Here is a 16604-nt window from a genome sequence, read left to right on the forward strand (position 1 = left end):
ACCAAGCTTTTTCCGGTTAAGTGTTACTTTTTCTTACTATGATAAGACAGTAAACGCTTGCGTTTACGTTCTTGAGTAAGCGTAAGCTTGTTCTTTTTACCTTCAAACGGGTTAGCCCCTTCCCGAAATTCGATGCGTATAGGCGTGCCCATCACCTGAAGCGCTTTACGGAAGTAGTTCATCAAGAAGCGCTTGTACGACGTAGGTAAATCATCAACTTGGTTACCGTGAATAACAATGACAGGCGGGTTATAACCACCAGCATGTGCATATTTCATTTTAACACGACGACCGCGAACTAGCGGCGGCTGATGGTCATCTTGAGCCATTTCCATAATTTGGGTAAGCATGGAAGTATTAATACGCTTAGTGGCGCTTAGGTAAGCTTCTTGTACAGATTCGAATAAGTTACCTACACCGGTGCCGTGCATTGCAGAAATAAAGTGCAGACGTGCAAAGTCGATAAAACCAAGACGGCGATCGAGTTCTCGTTTGATATCGTTTTTAATATCTGTGCTCAACCCATCCCACTTATTCACGGCAATAACCAGAGAGCGACCTGAATTTAACACAAAGCCGAGTAAGCTTAAGTCTTGGTCGGTAATGCCCTCTCGGGCATCAATAATCATCAGCACAACGTTAGCTTCATCAATCGCTTGCAATGTTTTAACGATAGAGAATTTTTCAACCGCCTCATTCACTTTTCTGCGTTTGCGAACCCCAGCGGTATCGATAAGAATATATTCACGGTCGTCACGTTCCATTGGAATGAAAACGCTATCGCGGGTGGTACCTGGAAGGTCAAAAACGACAACCCGTTCTTCACCTAAAATACGATTCGTTAACGTAGACTTACCTACGTTAGGCTTTCCAACAATGGCCAGCTTAATAGGCTGCTCTTGAAGACGCTTAAGCTGTTCTTCAGCATCAATCTCTTCTTCTTGAACTTCTTCAACAATACGCATGTCAGGAAAAGACGCTTCAAGTGGCACTAGAGCATCTTGAAGCAACTGGCTTACACCACGTCCATGAGCCGCGGCGATTTGCTTAACCGTGCCTAAGCCCAGCGCGTAAAAGTCAGCGCTTTCGCTATCGCCATCAATGCCGTCGACTTTATTTGCAACAACAAACACTTTTTTGTTGAGGCGACGAATATGGTCAGCGATCCCTTGATCTGCAGGTAGTAGGCCTGCTCTGGCATCAACAAGTAATAAGACTACGTCGGCTTCTTCAATGGCTAAAAGTGACTGCTGCGCCATTTCAGCATCAATACCTTCTTCGTCACCCGTGATACCGCCGGTATCCACCACGATGAATTGACGCTGCTCAAACTTAGCCTGACCGTACTTGCGGTCACGGGTAAGCCCTGGGTAATCAGCGACCAGCGCATCTCGTGTATTAGTTAAACGATTAAACAAGGTGGACTTACCCACATTAGGGCGGCCTACCAAAGCAACAACGGGCAACATGTATCAAATCCTAAAGGAAAAAAGCTAAAAAACACAAACCGCAAGTAAGCATAGCTTACTTGCGGTCAGAGTGTGATTGGGCATTATACCTGTTTAGGTATGATGCGTCAGCCTAACAGAAGATATTAGACCAACAATCCAACAAATTATGTTGTTGAACAGGCTATAACGTAGAAATGGCTGCCACTACGCCGTTACGGGTCATGGTTACTACCACACCGTCAACGTTTAATGGTGCATCGTATATAGCATCGTCTTCATCATCGCCGCCTACATCAACGCGAGCCACTATTTGGCCAGTTTCTTGTTCAATCCAATGAACGAAACCCCAGTTGTCACCAACAACAATATGCTCACCCACTGGGGTTGCCGCAGTGACAGAACGAGACTTCAGGCTACCTTGTGACCAAAGCTCTACACCGTTTCGTCTGTCTAGGGCATAAATATTAGAGTTGTTATCTACAACAAAAATACTGTTTCCTTCAATGCTTAGGTTGCGATACGAACCGTACTCACGCTTCCAGATAATACGACCACTGCGCAGCTCTACTGCTGCCAGCGTACCATTGTAAGAAACCGTATAAATGGTGCCACCAAAAAGCACGGGGGTGGTATCAAGATCAACAATACGCTCTAACTCTGTCGCGCCCGTTGGCGTGGCAATAACTGTTTCCCAAGCAAGAATACCTGACTCAAGTAAGTTAACTTGCAACTTACCCGTAGGGGTTCCTATCAAGGCGCCGCCGTTTGCCGCTACAGGGCCAGAAATACCACGAAGGGTTAATGGCGGTGTATCGCCTTCATGTCGCCATAACTGCTCACCAGTTCGAGTATCAAAGCCAAACAAAGTACCCGCGCCAGTATTAACAACTAAAATACCTTCGTCAGCAGAAGGCGCCGCTAACACTTCACCAGGAACAGACGCTTCCCATTTGGTTTCGCCGGTTTCGTAATCAAGTGCCATTACAACGCCGTTTTCTGTGCCTACAAATAACAATCTGTCGGCAACGGAAATGCCACCAATACGCGCACTTGCTCCACTACGCCAAAGGCGTGCAATAGAGTCCCACCAGCCGTCACCTTCGAATACGGCGAAGTCACGTTCCCATAAAACATCACCGTTCTCTGGGTTCATAGCCACAACACTGCCATGGCGGTCAGCGGCATAAAGGTTTTCGTAAGCATACACTGGGCGAAGGCGAGAGAAATAATGATCAACACCGTCGCCGATGTCTCTGTCCCATTTTACTGAAGGCGTAAACTTCGCATCGATTGGTTTCAAACGGCGAATTTCGAGCTCTTCTTCATCTGCAAACCAATCAGAGACGGTAGAACAACCAGAAAGCGTTACAGAAATGGCCAATGCCATGCCCATCGCCCGAGCAAATCGGCCCTTACGGCCACACGTATTGTGAAACAAATTGCTTACCTCTTTATTTTTATGTACCAGCTTATTGGCCCGCAGCAACGGCTAAGTTGTCTAACTTCATTTGCAATAACGGGTTGTTGGCATTTTTTTCAAGCGCACCTGAGTAGGCTAAACGAGCATCATCAAATTTACTTTGTTGCTGATATACATCACCTTTCAGTTCAGATACTTCAGCAGCAAATGCTTCGTTCGTAATATTGCCTAGCGTAGACAACGCTGCGTCTAGCTGGTTCATTTCAATTTGTACTCGTGTTAAACGAATAGCGGCTAGCGCTTTTAATTCTTCATTTTCAGCAAAGGTAACCACACGGTTTAGGTGTGATGCAGCGGCGTCAAAATCGCCAGCATCTACAGCTTGTTTTGCTGCCAAAAGGCTAGCAACACTGGCGTAGCCTGAGTCTTCGTTTGCGTTAATAAAGGCGGTAATTTTATCTGCGCTACCTTCTTCACCATAGGTTTCAACTGCATTTTGGTATTCCACTGATGCCGCTTCTTTGGTTGCCATCTGCGTATCAGAGTAATAACGCCAGCCCCAAAGGCCACCTAGCCCCAATGCTGCGCCAACAATAATGGCGGTACCGTGCTCTTTCCAAAAGCGTTTAATCGCTTCTACTTGTTGATCTTCTGTTGCGAATTGTTCCATGATTTCCTCTTATTATGCGTTCAGCAGGTCGGCAATAGTGCTCGACAACGCATTAAAAGCGATTGTCTGTTGCTCTTGACCATCACGTAACGGCTTTACTGCTACTTCACGTGATTGCATTTCTTGTGACCCTAACAACAAGGCAAAACGTGCCCCTGTTTTGTCAGCGCGTTTTAATTGTTTTTTAAAGTTTCCGCCGCCACAGTGCATCATCACCCGTACATTAGGCAAGGTGTCACGAAGGTGTTCTGATACTTCCAAGGCATAAGCCTGAGCATCATCGCCCATCGCGGTAACATACACATCAGCACTACTAGTATCTAATGCGTCTTCACTTAATGTGGTAAGTAAAAGTACTAAACGTTCCATACCCATAGCAAAACCTACCGCAGGTGTGGCTTTTCCGCCTAGCTGTTCTACCAAACCGTCATATCGGCCGCCCGCACAGACTGTGCCTTGTGAACCTAAGCTTTCGGTTACCCACTCAAAAACGGTGCGATTATAATAATCCAGCCCACGCACTAAGCGAGGGTTAATTTCAAATGAAATACCTGCTTGTGTTAAGCGTTCACATAAGCTGTCAAAGTGAGTTTTAGATTCTTCATCTAAATGATCAAGCAATGACGGCGCATCAGCAATGGCTGCTTGCACATTCGGGTTCTTGCTATCAAGTACACGAAGTGGGTTTGACTCTAACCGGCGAAGCGATTCTTCATCAAGCTTATCTGCGCGTTCTTTCAAATAACTAATTAAAGTTTCACGATAGGCCTGACGGGCTTCGTTTGAACCTAATGAGTTAATTTGCAAGGTAACGTGCTTTTCAATACCAAACGCTTTCCATAGTCGAGCGCTTAATAAAATGACTTCCAAATCGATATCGGGGCCATCAAGGCCATAGGTTTCAACACCGAACTGGTGGAATTGGCGATAACGACCTTTCTGAGGACGTTCGTGGCGGAACATTGGCCCCATGTACCACAAGCGCTGCTGTTGGTTATATAACAAACCATGCTCATTACCGGCACGCACTGTGCTGGCAGTACCTTCAGGGCGAAGGGTTAAACTGTCGCCGTTTCTGTCTTCAAAGGTATACATTTCCTTTTCGACAATGTCGGTCACTTCGCCAATAGAGCGCTTGAACAAGTCAGTGCTCTCTACAATAGGCGTGCGAATTTCTTGATAGCCATAACTGGCCACCACTTGACGGAGTACAGATTCTACTTTCTGCCATGTACCGGATACTTCCGGCAGGCAATCATTCATTCCGCGAATTGCCTGAATAGTCTTAGCCACGTGAAATTCTCATACTGCTAAATAGTGAAAAGCCCCGCATTATAGGGGCTTTGTAGATAAACAACAATCGTACAGGCTTAGTCTTTCACCGATACCTGTATTTTGTTGGCTTCGCTCATACGGGTTGCTTTAGCACGAATTCTTGCTTCAAGCTTATCGATAAGGTCATCGTTGGCTAATCGCTCTTTCACACGCTTACCATCTTCGTATAAACCGCTCATGTTTCTGGCGCCGGTTAAACCTAAGTCTGATACCTCAGCTTCACCAGGACCATTCACGACACAGCCGATAATAGAAACGTCCATAGGCGTTAGAATATCTTCAAGGCGTTGTTCTAACGCGTTTACCGTACCGATAACATCGAACTCTTGTCTTGAACAACTCGGGCACGCGATGAAGTTAATGCCGCGAGAGCGGATTCGGAGCGACTTTAGAATGTCGAAACCCACTTTAATTTCTTCGACCGGATCGGCAGCCAGTGAAATACGAATAGTATCACCAATACCTTCTGCCAAAAGCATACCTAGACCCACAGAGCTTTTTACTGCACCCGCACGTTGACCGCCCGCTTCAGTAATACCTAAATGTAGTGGTTGATCGATTTGCTGCGCTAATAGTCGATAAGCGCCCACCGCAAGAAACACATCAGAGGCTTTTACACTCACTTTGAATTGGTCGAAGTTAAGCTTATCGAGTATGTCTACATGTCGCATAGCCGACTCAACCAAAGCTTCAGGCGTAGGTTCGCCATATTTCTCTTGTAAGTCTTTTTCTAGCGACCCGCCATTTACGCCAATGCGAATGGGGATATTTTTGTCTTTGGCACAATCAACCACGGAACGTACTCGTTCCATATTGCCAATATTACCAGGGTTAATTCGCAAACAATCAACACCGTACTCGGCCACTTTAAGCGCAATGCGATAGTCGAAATGAATATCAGCGACCAATGGCGTGCTTACTTGTTTACGAATTTCCTTGAATGCTTCAGCAGCGTCCATGGTAGGTACGGAAACACGAACAATCTCACCACCTACGGCAACAATACGATTAATTTGATCGACCGTCGCAGCCACATCAGTGGTACGAGTATTCGTCATAGATTGAACGGCAATGGGTGCACCATCGCCAATAGGAATACTACCTACATTAATACGCGTGGACTTTCTGCGTTTGATAGGACTTTCTGCAAACATCTAATTACCTACATAGGAAGCGAGAATCGCGCTATCTGGCCGTTTTGAAAGGCCGTGATATCCACGGGGTCGCCATTAACTGATATACGTACATTATCCGGTTTGCCGAGTGTAACTGCAACAGGAGGCACACCTTGAATTTCCATAACACGGCCAGATTGCTTAACACCGTAAGCAATTGCCTCACCGGTTGCGTCTTTTATGTTCACCCAACAATCATCGTCAAAGGTAAATGTCATCGATATGGGCACTGCCCCACTTTGACTACCTGAACTCGACGAATTGCTAGCAACTTGGCTACCTAAGCGGATTTCACCGGAGTCGGAATCGCTCACCAATGCAGTCAGGTTATTACTTTCATTAATACCTGCAGAAGGCGGTAAGCTTTCATCATCTGTATAACTGCTATTACCTTGATTATTGGATGGTGAAGGCACAACGCTATTGTTTACGTTGCTATTACCATCGATAGATTGAGGAAGCACTGTGCTCTGCGTATCAGTGCCCGTATTAGTACTTGTAGCTGTATTAGTACTCCCGCCGGTTAACACACCCGAATTAGTGCGGTTAGTTGCTTGAGGAATGGGGGTGTTTGCAGCTTCTTCTTTAATTTTTTCAAGATTAGGCGCTTCAACGATAGCTTCATCACTAGGTTGTTGAACCCACCACGCTACAATGCCACCGATTATCAGCAATAAAATAATATAGGTAACCATCATCCAGCGATCATCGTGTGTCTGTTTAGCGACACGACGAGAAAAACTCTGCAGTTTGGCCGGTGGTTCTACACTTGTATGATATTGCTCGAAGGCAGCAACAACATGTTCGGCATTTAATCCTAGTTGTTTTGCGTAGTTTCTTACGTAGCCTTTTGTAAAAGTAATAGAGGTGGTTTTATCCACAGAATCTTCTTCTAAGGCATTGATTTGAGTGACTTTCAAGAAAAGCTTATCAGCAATTTGTTGCTGCGTTAGCCCTAGCGATTCCCGTCGCTCTTGAAGCATTTTACCTGGGCTTGGCACGGTAGATTCTTGTGCTAAACCTGCTTCTTCAGTCGTTTGTTGTTCTGACACCATTCGACTTCCTATTCCCCTTGCATGTTGTGTGGTACTAACCAAAGCTTCATACCGGCAAAAATCGAGCCAGCATTTTCAATGTTGTTCCACTCCTTCAGCGAGGTAATTTTAATGTTATGCTCTAGAGAAATACGATAAAGGTTTTCGTTCGCCTTTACTATGTGGAATTGCGCTTGCTGGGAAGACAATCCCGTTTTTGATTCTTTTTTACCATGTGCTGAGTTAGATACTGTATCAGCATTAGTATCTTCCCCTTTTACTTTTCGTTCAACCTGTGGAGTATGCTGCGCTAATATATTCTTATATTCCGCTGAATACGGGCTGTCAGGAAATAAGGTTGATAATTTATACCCTACTTCTTTTGCCCCTTCCCAGTCGTTTGTTCCTTGGTGTATTTCAAAGGACAACCATAAGGAATCGGGAGAAGGTTTAGCAACGCGTTGGTACTTGTCTAACGTGTACTTCGCTGATGTCCACTGCTCGGTGGCAATATAAAGCTCTGTCAGTAAATATAAACTTTTAGCACGCAAGGGCTGGTGTTTAAGTGCACTTTGAAAGTAGGTAATAGCATCATCAACATTGCCTTGGCTTTGTGCACATAAGGCGAGATTTTCGTAAGTTTCTGCTGAATTAGCATATTGTTGATTACTCACGGCCTTAAGGAAATACTCCTTAGCGTCCTCGTAATCACCATCTTGACACTTAAACGCGCCATAGCTGTTTGCGATATCACCGTTATATGGTGCTAACGACATTGCCGTTTGATAGAGATCATCTGCTCGCTTAACGTCCCCTACCAGTTGATAGTAGTAAGCAATTGCATAGTTGACCTCAGCCGAACGCGGATCGTACTCCAACGCTTGGTCTAAATTCACTTTAGCTTGTTTATAATTATTGTTTTTAAGGTAGGTTAACCCTAAAGACATACGAGTTTTAGCAGCTTCCTGGCGGTCAAAGTTACTATTGTAACTCCCAGGTTGCGAGTTGCTTACGCACCCCGCTAAAAAGACTACAGCTGCTATCAATCCTATTCGCATGTTATTACCCTAATATCTTAATGATTATTGGGCCATTTTTACCGAAATCGCTTCGCCCTTCACCTGTTTTTTTAATAATCGCTTAGTTCTGTCTACAACATCACCTACTAATTGCCCACAAGCCGCATCGATATCGTCGCCTCGTGTTTTGCGTACAACAGTGGTAAACCCATAATCCATAAGAACTTTTGAGAATCTATCGATACGCGAATTACTTGAACAAAGGTACGGTGAACCCGGGTAAGGGTTAAATGGAATTAAGTTTATTTTGCACGGTGTATCTTTCAATACTTTCGCTAATTCATGCGCTTGGTCGGTGCTGTCGTTAATATGTGAAAGCATAACGTATTCAACCGTCACTCGACCTTGATTAGCTTTCGATTTTTCAAGATAACGGCGTACGCCAGCCAAAAAGGCTTCAATATTGTATTTTTTATTCACTGGTACAATTTCATTGCGCAGCTCGTCATTTGGCGCATGTAATGAAATCGCCAAGGCCACGTCAATTTGATCGCCCAGCATATCAAGTGCAGGTACAACACCTGAGGTACTTAACGTTACGCGGCGCTTAGATAGGCCAAAACCAAAATCATCTAACATAATGTTCATGGCTGGCACCACGTTTTTAAGGTTAAGCAAAGGCTCACCCATGCCCATCATAACTACGTTAGTAATAGGACGTTTGCTGGTATCTTTTGATAAGCCAAGAAAAGTGGCTACACGCCATACTTGACCTATAATTTCACTCACGCTCAAATTACGGTTAAAACCTTGTTGAGCGGTAGAGCAGAACGTACATTCAAGGGCGCAGCCTACTTGTGACGATACACACAGCGTTGCACGGTCAGCTTCTGGGATCCATACCGTTTCCACTTCCTGACCGCCCTCAAGCGCTAACGCAAACTTAATGGTGCCATCGCTAGCTTCTTGGAAATAGGCAATCTCTGGCGCTTTCACTTCACAGTGCTCTATCAGCATAGCGCGCAGATTTTTATTAAGGTTGCTCATTTTCTCAAAATCGCTTTCGCCCTGCTGATAAATCCATTTCATTACCTGATCGGCACGAAATGGTTTTTCTCCTTTTTCTTTGAAGAAATTACGCAAGCCTTCGCGATTAAGATTTAACAAATTTGTCTTTGCCATAAAATGATGACCCTTTTACCTATTCAAGGCTATTGCCTTGTACTGCTAATATGATGACGCGAACGGACATTAGGAGGTTCGAATCCATGCTGCTCTAAATCTACTTGGGTTATAAAGCTAAAGCTTCATGAGCCTCTATCGAGAGCCTCTAGATAACGAGTTACTCTTAAAGCAAAAGTAGTGAAAAGCCGTTCACTTGTAGGACGTAAGCAGAAGCAATACTGCTAAGAAAAACGTTACGCCCAAAACGGTCAAAAGTCATAGACCAAAGCCGTTCAAAATTTGCGCGGATATTACCATACTTGTTCAAGTAGAAAAAGCGTAACCCACAGACTAAATACAGGGTGTAACTTGCTACATTGTTGCGGCTTCTTGACGAAGCTAGCCAAAACTAGAGGCCGGACAATAAAGCTGAAAAAATAGACTTACAGAAACAAAAAACGAGGCCGAAGCCTCGTTTTTTAGATTCGGTCGTTTGCGATTAACGCGTACGAGGACAAATCTCTTCTTCAGAGAAGAAGTAAGCAATTTCACGTGCAGCTGATTCTGGTGCATCAGAACCGTGACATGCATTTTCATCAATTGAAGCAGCGTAGTCAGAACGAAGTGTTCCAGCAGCAGCATCAGCTGGGTTAGTTGCACCCATGATTTCACGGTTTTTAACAACAGCGTTTTCGCCTTCAAGAACCTGAACCATTACTGGGCCAGATGTCATGAAATCAACTAGAGCGCCGAAAAAAGGACGTTCTTTATGTTCTGCGTAGAAACCTTCAGCTTGTTCTTTGCTCATGTGGATCATCTTAGATGCCACGATGCGAAGACCAGCAGATTCGAAACGGTTGTAAATTGCACCGATAACGTTTTTAGCTACCGCATCAGGCTTGATAATCGAAAAAGTACGCTCTAGAGCCATTGTTTTCTCCAAACAAATTTAAGTCTTATGAATTTTTGGCCGCGAATTATAGGCAATTATTAACGGCTTGACCAGCGGCGATTTCAACACCCCATGGTGCTCTACTACACGTGATAACGGTGACACTATTATGACAGCGTTTATGACGCACTTGGTTTTGGACGCATATTACTTTTAACTTTACCTAACGCCCGCCACCAATTTTTATCTAACTAACTGTTTTCTTTAGCAAGATGCTGAATTTTAGACACGATTGCACGAAGACCATTTCCACGCGTCGGCGTAATATGGCGCTCTAAATCTAGCGCTTCGAAATAGCCATCAATATCAAATTCAAGAATATCTTTCGGCGATTTATTATTATAAGCCGCCAAAACTAACGCTAATAAGCCTTGAACAATCACTGCGTCACTGTCTACTTCGAAGGTAATTAGGTTATTGTCGTAAGATTCAACCAGCCACACACTGCTTTGGCAACCTTTTACCAGTCTGTCTGCCGTGCGCTTGTCTTCTGGCAAACCAGGCACAGATTTACCTAAATCGATAATATATTGATAGCGCTGTTCCCAATCATCGAAAAACGCTAAATCATCAATTATTTCTTCAGTAGAGGGTAATGCCATGAATAATCCTGTGTTATTAAAAGAAAAGGCCCGCTTCTAGCTGCGCTTCTTCACTCATCATTTCTCTTGACCACGCTGGGTCAAATACTAACTCTACATTTACAGCCGTAACGAAGGGAACGAGTGCTACACGATATTCAACATCGCCTACCAATACCGGCCCCATGCCACAACCTGGCGCAGTTAGCGTCATATCAATATCAACTTCGCCGCTATCTTGATTAACGTTAACCTTATAGATAAGCCCTAGCGATACTAAGTTAATCGGTATTTCAGGGTCGAAGATAGTTTCAAGCGCATCCCACACCTGCTGTTCACTCACTTTGCCATCTTCGGGCTCAGCGAAGTTAAGTACTTGGGCTTTACGGCCAATTGCATCGGCATCGGTGCCGTCAATACGGTACATATTGCCACGCCACGTAACCGTGTAGTTTCCGCCTAAATCTTGCGTGATCGTAACAAACTCACCTTCTGGTATGGTTGCAGGGTTTCCTGCGGGAACAAGACGTGCTTTACACTCTCGTTCTGTCACCACCATCTTCTGCTTCATGCTATAACTTCTTAATATTGCAGTTAGCCAACGTTGAAGCTTTCGCCGCAACCACACTCATCAACCACATTCGGGTTGTTGTACTTAATAATGCCGTTCACGCCTTCAGTTACGTAGTCAATTTCTGTACTACGTACTAGCTCGGCAGCATCTTCTGATACCGCAACACGAAGGGTTGGTGAAATTTCTACGATTTCGTCGCCGTCTTTCGCGCTATCAGCAAAATCAAGTTCGTATGCATAACCGGTACAGCCACTTACACGGGTAGACAAGCGAATTAACTGACCCGGCTTGTCTTTAAGCTTGCTTTCAAAATGCTTAATGGCGCTGTCGCTCAAGGTAATAAGCTTTGTGCTAGGAACAAATGTTTCAACACTCATAGTGCCTCCTTAGGCCAACATCATTTTCGCTTTCTTAAGTGCAGCAAATAAGCTGTCCACTTCTTCAAGCGTGTTGTAAATTGAGAACGATGCACGAGCAGTGCCTGGAATACCAAAGCGCTTCATCAGCGGCTGAGCACAGTTATCGCCCGTTCTTATTGCTACGCCTTGCCTGTCAAGAATAAACCCAACATCACCAGGGTGCGCACCGTCTAATAAAAAGCTTAAAACACCAACTTTATTAGGCGCAGTGCCAATTAAACGCATACCTTCAAAGGCAAGTGCTTGTTCAGTGGCGTAGCTTAATAGTGCTTGTTCATGGTTATGTAATGCGGCCATATCAAGATTTTTAAACCAGTCAACAGCAGCACCTAAACCAATAGCGCCCGCAATATTAGGCGTACCCGCTTCTAAGCGATTCGGTAATTCGCCCCATGTGGCCTCATGATAAGACACGTCTTTAATCATTTCACCGCCGGTTTGCCATACTGGCCAGTCTTCTAGCACCGATTTACGGCCCCATAAAACACCAATACCAGTAGGTCCGAATAGCTTGTGCCCAGAGAAAGCGTAAAAATCGCAACCTATGTCTTGTACGTCAACGCCGCCGTGAGCAATGCCCTGCGCGCCGTCCACTAACACCCATGCACCTACTGCTTTCGCTTTTTCCGTTAGCAGTTTAATAGGGTTAACCGTACCTAATGCATTTGATACATGCGGAAACGCTACCATTTTGGTGCTAGGTGTTAAGAGTCTATCGAAAGCGTCGATATCGAGCTCGCCGTTATCGAACACAGGCACAATATTTAATGTTGCGCCTGAACGTCGACACGCTTGCTGCCACGTAACCAAGTTCGCGTGGTGCTCTAGTTCTGTCACCATGACTTGGTCGCCTTCGCGAAGCAACTGCCCCAACCCGTTAGCCACAATATTAATGGCTTCAGTGGTCCCGCTGGTCCAAATCACTTCTTCCCGCGCATTGGCGTTAATGAAGCCCGCTACACTCGTGCGCGCATTTTCATAACGACGGGTTGCTTCATCAGATAAATGATGAGCGCCGCGATGCACGTTTGCATTGGTGTTCGTATAGAAATCGACAATGGCATCAATCACCACTTGTGGCTTTTGTGTTGACGCCGCATTATCGAGGTAAACCAGTGGCTTACCATCTACCGTTTTAGCAAGGATTGGAAACTGGGCGCGAAGCGCAGCAACGTCTAAGCTCATTTAACCTCCATGTGTGCAAAGCGCTCGCTTAGCACAGGAAGTAACCAATCGCGGATAGCCGCATTTGGCATATCGTTAATTAGCTCTTGAATGAAACCAAAGTTCAACATCACCAAGGCTTTACTGCGCGGTACGCCGCGAGTCAGCATGTAATAAAGCGCTTCACCTTCAATTTCTGCCACTGTTGCACCGTGAGCACAGCGCACGTCGTCAGCATAAATTTCAAGTTCAGGTTTGGTGTTGATAACACCGCGACGAGACAACAATAAGTTACGGTTGTTAAGCTCTGCCAAGGTCTTTTGTGCGTCACGGTGAATGTGAATACGGCCATTGAACACAGCGCGCGCTTTATCACCCACAATCCCACGTGCATTTTCTTCTGTGGTGCCGTTAGGCATGGCGTGCTCAATGGTTGAATGTAAGTCAAATAACTCACCTTCAGCCAACAAATAAATCGCGTTCATTTTAGCGTTAGCAAATTCACCGGCATGATGCATATCTACATCTAAGCGAGACAACTCACTGCCATAGCCCACTAGGGTGCTATTTAAGGTTGAGCGGTCGTGCAACATAAAGTGACTACCACCAAGTTGCTTGGCGCTGCCTGTGAACATAGCAAAGCGGTAGTGCTCTAAGTGCGCATCGTCAGCAATATCGTATTCAGCAAATGCGGTGGTAAGGCTATCGGTATCACCTGAACCTTGTTCAATGATAACCGCACTTGATGCGTTACCTAGCTTAACCAATACGCGAGTATGGGCATCCACGTTCTTAGTCGCTAAATTCACTATGCGAATAGGCTTGGTTACTTTTGCGCCATCTGCCACATTAATGAAAACACCGTGCTGACAAAGTGCATCGTTAACGCGACCAAATAAATGGCGTGTTGGCTTCACTTGTCCGAACACACTTGCAATGGCTTGCTGTGTAGCCGCATCGTCAACATTTAGCGATGTAATTGCCATGCCTTCTGGCACGTCTAGCGTGTTAATTTGCGTAACTAACACACCATCGACAAACACGATATCTAACGCGTTTAGGTTATCGATGTTTGGCACAGGTACGCTGTCAGCCTGAGTAGCAATAGCAACGTTACGCTTTTCAACGGGCGTAAGTGGCGTATTGATCCAGCTTTCGTTGCGGCGTTTCGGCCAACCATCGTTTTTTAATTGTGTTAAGGCCTGCTGACGCACGGGCGCCAGATAATCATCTAGCGCTGCCCCATCAATGACCTGTTCTAGCCATTGACTCATGCTTCAGCCTCCTCGTAGGCTTTACCTAAGAAGGCATAACCGCTTTTCTCTACTTCTAGTGCCAGAGATGCATCACCACTTTTCACAATTTTGCCATCAGCAAGAATGTGTACAAAGTCAGGTTTGATGTAATCAAGCAAACGCTGGTAGTGAGTCACTACGATAAAGCTGCGTTCACCATCACGTTGGCTGTTTACACCATCAGCAACCACTTGAAGTGCATCAACGTCTAAGCCTGAGTCAGACTCATCAAGAATACAAAGCTTTGGCTCTAACAAAATCATTTGCATGATTTCGTTACGTTTTTTCTCACCACCAGAGAAGCCTTCGTTAACACCACGTTTTAAGAAATCTAGTGGCAATTGCACTTGCTTGCAGGCTTCTTTCGCTTTCTTTAAAAACTCTGCAGCAGTAAGCGGGTCTTCGCCGCGCTGTTCACGCATGGCGTTGACAGACTCTTTCATGAATTCCATGTTGCTTACGCCTGGAATTTCTACTGGATATTGAAACGCCAAGAACAAACCTTCACGGGCACGTTCTTCCACTTCTAAATCGAGTAAATCTTTACCGTTCAGTGTTACTTCACCTTCGCTAACTTCATAGCCGTCACGGCCAGAAAGCACATAACCAAGGGTACTCTTTCCGGCACCGTTAGGGCCCATGATAGCGTGTACTTCACCTGGCTTAACTTCTAGGTTAAGCCCTTTAATGATGTTTTTCTCTTCTACGCTGGCATGTAAATTCTTGATACTAAGCATTGATTACCCCACTGAACCTTCAAGACTAATTTCGAGCAGCTTGCCGGCTTCTACGGCAAATTCCATCGGCAGCTCTTTGAATACTTCTTTACAGAAACCGTTAACAATCATGGAAACGGACTTTTCTGTGTCTAAACCACGTTGCTGGCACAAAAACAACTGCTCGTCGCTTACTTTCGACGTTGTTGCTTCGTGCTCAACAATGGCACTTGGATTTCTACTTTCGATATATGGGAACGTATGTGCGCCGCATTTATCGCCGATTAACAGCGAGTCACACTCTGTGAAGTTACGCGCGCCATCGGCACGAGGGCCCATCTGCACTAATCCACGATACGCATTGTTACTGTTACCCGCTGAAATACCTTTAGAGATAATGGTAGAGCGCGTGTTCTTACCAAGGTGAATCATTTTGGTACCGGTGTCGGCTTGCTGCCTACCACGGGTTAACGCCACTGAGTAAAACTCACCTACACTGTTATCGCCTTTAAGCACGCAGCTTGGATATTTCCACGTAACCGCTGAACCGGTTTCAACCTGAGTCCAAGAAATTTTTGCGTTTTTATGGCAAATACCACGCTTAGTCACGAAGTTGTAAATACCGCCTTTACCGTTTTCGTCACCTGGGTACCAGTTTTGTACTGTAGAGTACTTAATAGTGGCATCATCCATAGCAACCAATTCAACCACAGCAGCGTGTAATTGGTTTTCATCACGCTGAGGCGCAGTACAGCCTTCTAGGTAGCTTACATAGCTGCCTTCTTCGGCAACGATTAACGTACGTTCAAACTGACCGGTGTTCATTTCATTTATACGGAAATACGTAGAAAGCTCCATAGGGCAGCGTGTGCCTTTAGGAATATAAACAAATGACCCATCGGTAAATACCGCGCTGTTTAGTGCGGCAAAGTAGTTATCGGTGCGCGGTACTACCGAGCCGATGTACTTTTTCACTAAATCTGGGTATTTCACAAGTGCTTCAGAGATAGGGCAAAAGATAACGCCCGCTTCCTCTAACTTGCTTCGAAAAGTCGTTACCACTGAAACTGAGTCAAATACCGCATCCACAGCAACACCCGCAAGCATTTCTTGTTCATGCAACGGAATACCTAACTTTTCGTAGGTACGCAGTAGTTCAGGATCAACTTCATCAAGTGACTGAGGCTTATCTTTCATACTCTTTGGCGCTGAGTAATAAGAAATGGCTTGATAGTCAACTTTAGGGTAGTCGACGTGGGCCCAATCAGGCTCTTCCATTTCAAGCCATGAATGATACGCTTTTAAGCGCCACTCTAGCATCCACTCTGGTTCGTTTTTCATTGCTGAAATACGGCGAATTACTGACTCGTCGAGGCCACTTTCAAAAGTCTCAGATTCGATCTCTGAATAAAATCCAGCATCGTACTTTCTTTCTAACGCCTGTTCGATCTGTTCACTCATGTTGGGATCTCACTTGTTTGCCTGCGTTCGCTGCCTTCACTACTGGCCTCTCGGTCTTGCCAGTAAGTCACGTTGCCGTTTTAGCTACTTACGTATTTGCCAAAACGTATTTGCGATATTCCTATCGAATATCTAGACAGCCTAAAATTTTGGAGCCGTATTATATAATACCTG

16 protein-coding genes are annotated in these 16604 nt (G+C 45.1%); all 16 read right to left on the minus strand.

Annotated elements, in window-relative coordinates:
• Positions 1-23: 23 nt before the first annotated feature.
• Positions 24-1469 (minus strand): ribosome biogenesis GTPase Der, encoded by a 1446-nt coding sequence (der, locus tag AAC006_RS06920; protein WP_129739505.1) that lies wholly within the window; start codon positions 1467-1469, stop codon positions 24-26.
• Between the two features lie 163 nt (positions 1470-1632).
• On the minus strand, positions 1633-2889 hold the full coding sequence (gene bamB / locus AAC006_RS06925; RefSeq protein WP_083820133.1) for an outer membrane protein assembly factor BamB: 1257 nt from the start codon (positions 2887-2889) through the stop codon (positions 1633-1635).
• 31 nt (positions 2890-2920) lie between these two features.
• Entirely contained in the window at positions 2921-3541 is a 621-nt protein-coding gene (locus AAC006_RS06930) for a tetratricopeptide repeat protein (protein ID WP_013783288.1), read from the minus strand.
• Between the two features lie 12 nt (positions 3542-3553).
• Entirely contained in the window at positions 3554-4834 is a 1281-nt protein-coding gene (hisS, locus tag AAC006_RS06935) for a histidine--tRNA ligase (RefSeq protein ID WP_013783287.1), read from the minus strand.
• Positions 4835-4911: 77 nt separating this feature from the next.
• Positions 4912-6030, minus strand: coding sequence for a flavodoxin-dependent (E)-4-hydroxy-3-methylbut-2-enyl-diphosphate synthase (gene ispG / locus AAC006_RS06940; protein WP_339890977.1), 1119 nt, complete (start codon positions 6028-6030; stop codon positions 4912-4914).
• 8 nt (positions 6031-6038) lie between these two features.
• Positions 6039-7106, minus strand: coding sequence for a RodZ domain-containing protein (locus AAC006_RS06945; RefSeq protein ID WP_339890978.1), 1068 nt, complete (start codon positions 7104-7106; stop codon positions 6039-6041).
• Positions 7107-7114: 8 nt separating this feature from the next.
• Positions 7115-8143 (minus strand): type IV pilus biogenesis/stability protein PilW, encoded by a 1029-nt coding sequence (gene pilW / locus AAC006_RS06950; protein ID WP_339890980.1) that lies wholly within the window; start codon positions 8141-8143, stop codon positions 7115-7117.
• A 24-nt stretch (positions 8144-8167) separates the two neighbouring features.
• Positions 8168-9286 (minus strand): bifunctional tRNA (adenosine(37)-C2)-methyltransferase TrmG/ribosomal RNA large subunit methyltransferase RlmN, encoded by a 1119-nt coding sequence (locus tag AAC006_RS06955; RefSeq protein WP_013783283.1) that lies wholly within the window; start codon positions 9284-9286, stop codon positions 8168-8170.
• Positions 9287-9767: 481 nt separating this feature from the next.
• A complete protein-coding gene (ndk, locus tag AAC006_RS06960) occupies positions 9768-10199 on the minus strand; it encodes a nucleoside-diphosphate kinase (protein WP_013783282.1) in 432 nt (143 codons plus the stop codon).
• Positions 10200-10411: 212 nt separating this feature from the next.
• Positions 10412-10822 (minus strand): SufE family protein, encoded by a 411-nt coding sequence (locus tag AAC006_RS06965; RefSeq protein ID WP_013783281.1) that lies wholly within the window; start codon positions 10820-10822, stop codon positions 10412-10414.
• Positions 10823-10838: 16 nt separating this feature from the next.
• Positions 10839-11372, minus strand: coding sequence for a putative Fe-S cluster assembly protein SufT (gene sufT / locus AAC006_RS06970; protein ID WP_013783280.1), 534 nt, complete (start codon positions 11370-11372; stop codon positions 10839-10841).
• Between the two features lie 23 nt (positions 11373-11395).
• Entirely contained in the window at positions 11396-11752 is a 357-nt protein-coding gene (locus tag AAC006_RS06975; protein ID WP_013783279.1) for an iron-sulfur cluster assembly accessory protein, read from the minus strand.
• 9 nt (positions 11753-11761) lie between these two features.
• Entirely contained in the window at positions 11762-12979 is a 1218-nt protein-coding gene (locus AAC006_RS06980; RefSeq protein ID WP_339890983.1) for a cysteine desulfurase, read from the minus strand.
• Positions 12976-14232 carry a Fe-S cluster assembly protein SufD gene (gene sufD, locus AAC006_RS06985; protein WP_013783277.1) on the minus strand — a complete coding sequence of 419 codons (1257 nt, stop codon included), beginning with the start codon at positions 14230-14232 and terminating at the stop codon, positions 12976-12978. The genes AAC006_RS06980 and sufD overlap by 4 nt, the downstream gene beginning before the upstream one ends.
• Entirely contained in the window at positions 14229-14990 is a 762-nt protein-coding gene (gene sufC, locus AAC006_RS06990; protein ID WP_013783276.1) for a Fe-S cluster assembly ATPase SufC, read from the minus strand. Before sufC ends, sufD begins: the two co-directional genes overlap by 4 nt.
• Positions 14991-14993: 3 nt before the next feature.
• Positions 14994-16430, minus strand: a complete 1437-nt coding sequence (gene sufB, locus AAC006_RS06995; RefSeq protein ID WP_126873136.1) for a Fe-S cluster assembly protein SufB — start codon at positions 16428-16430, stop codon at positions 14994-14996.
• Positions 16431-16604 lie beyond the last annotated feature (174 nt).

It is taken from the genome of uncultured Alteromonas sp. (assembly GCF_963976965.1).
GTDB classification, from domain to species: Bacteria; Pseudomonadota; Gammaproteobacteria; order Enterobacterales; family Alteromonadaceae; genus Alteromonas; species Alteromonas naphthalenivorans.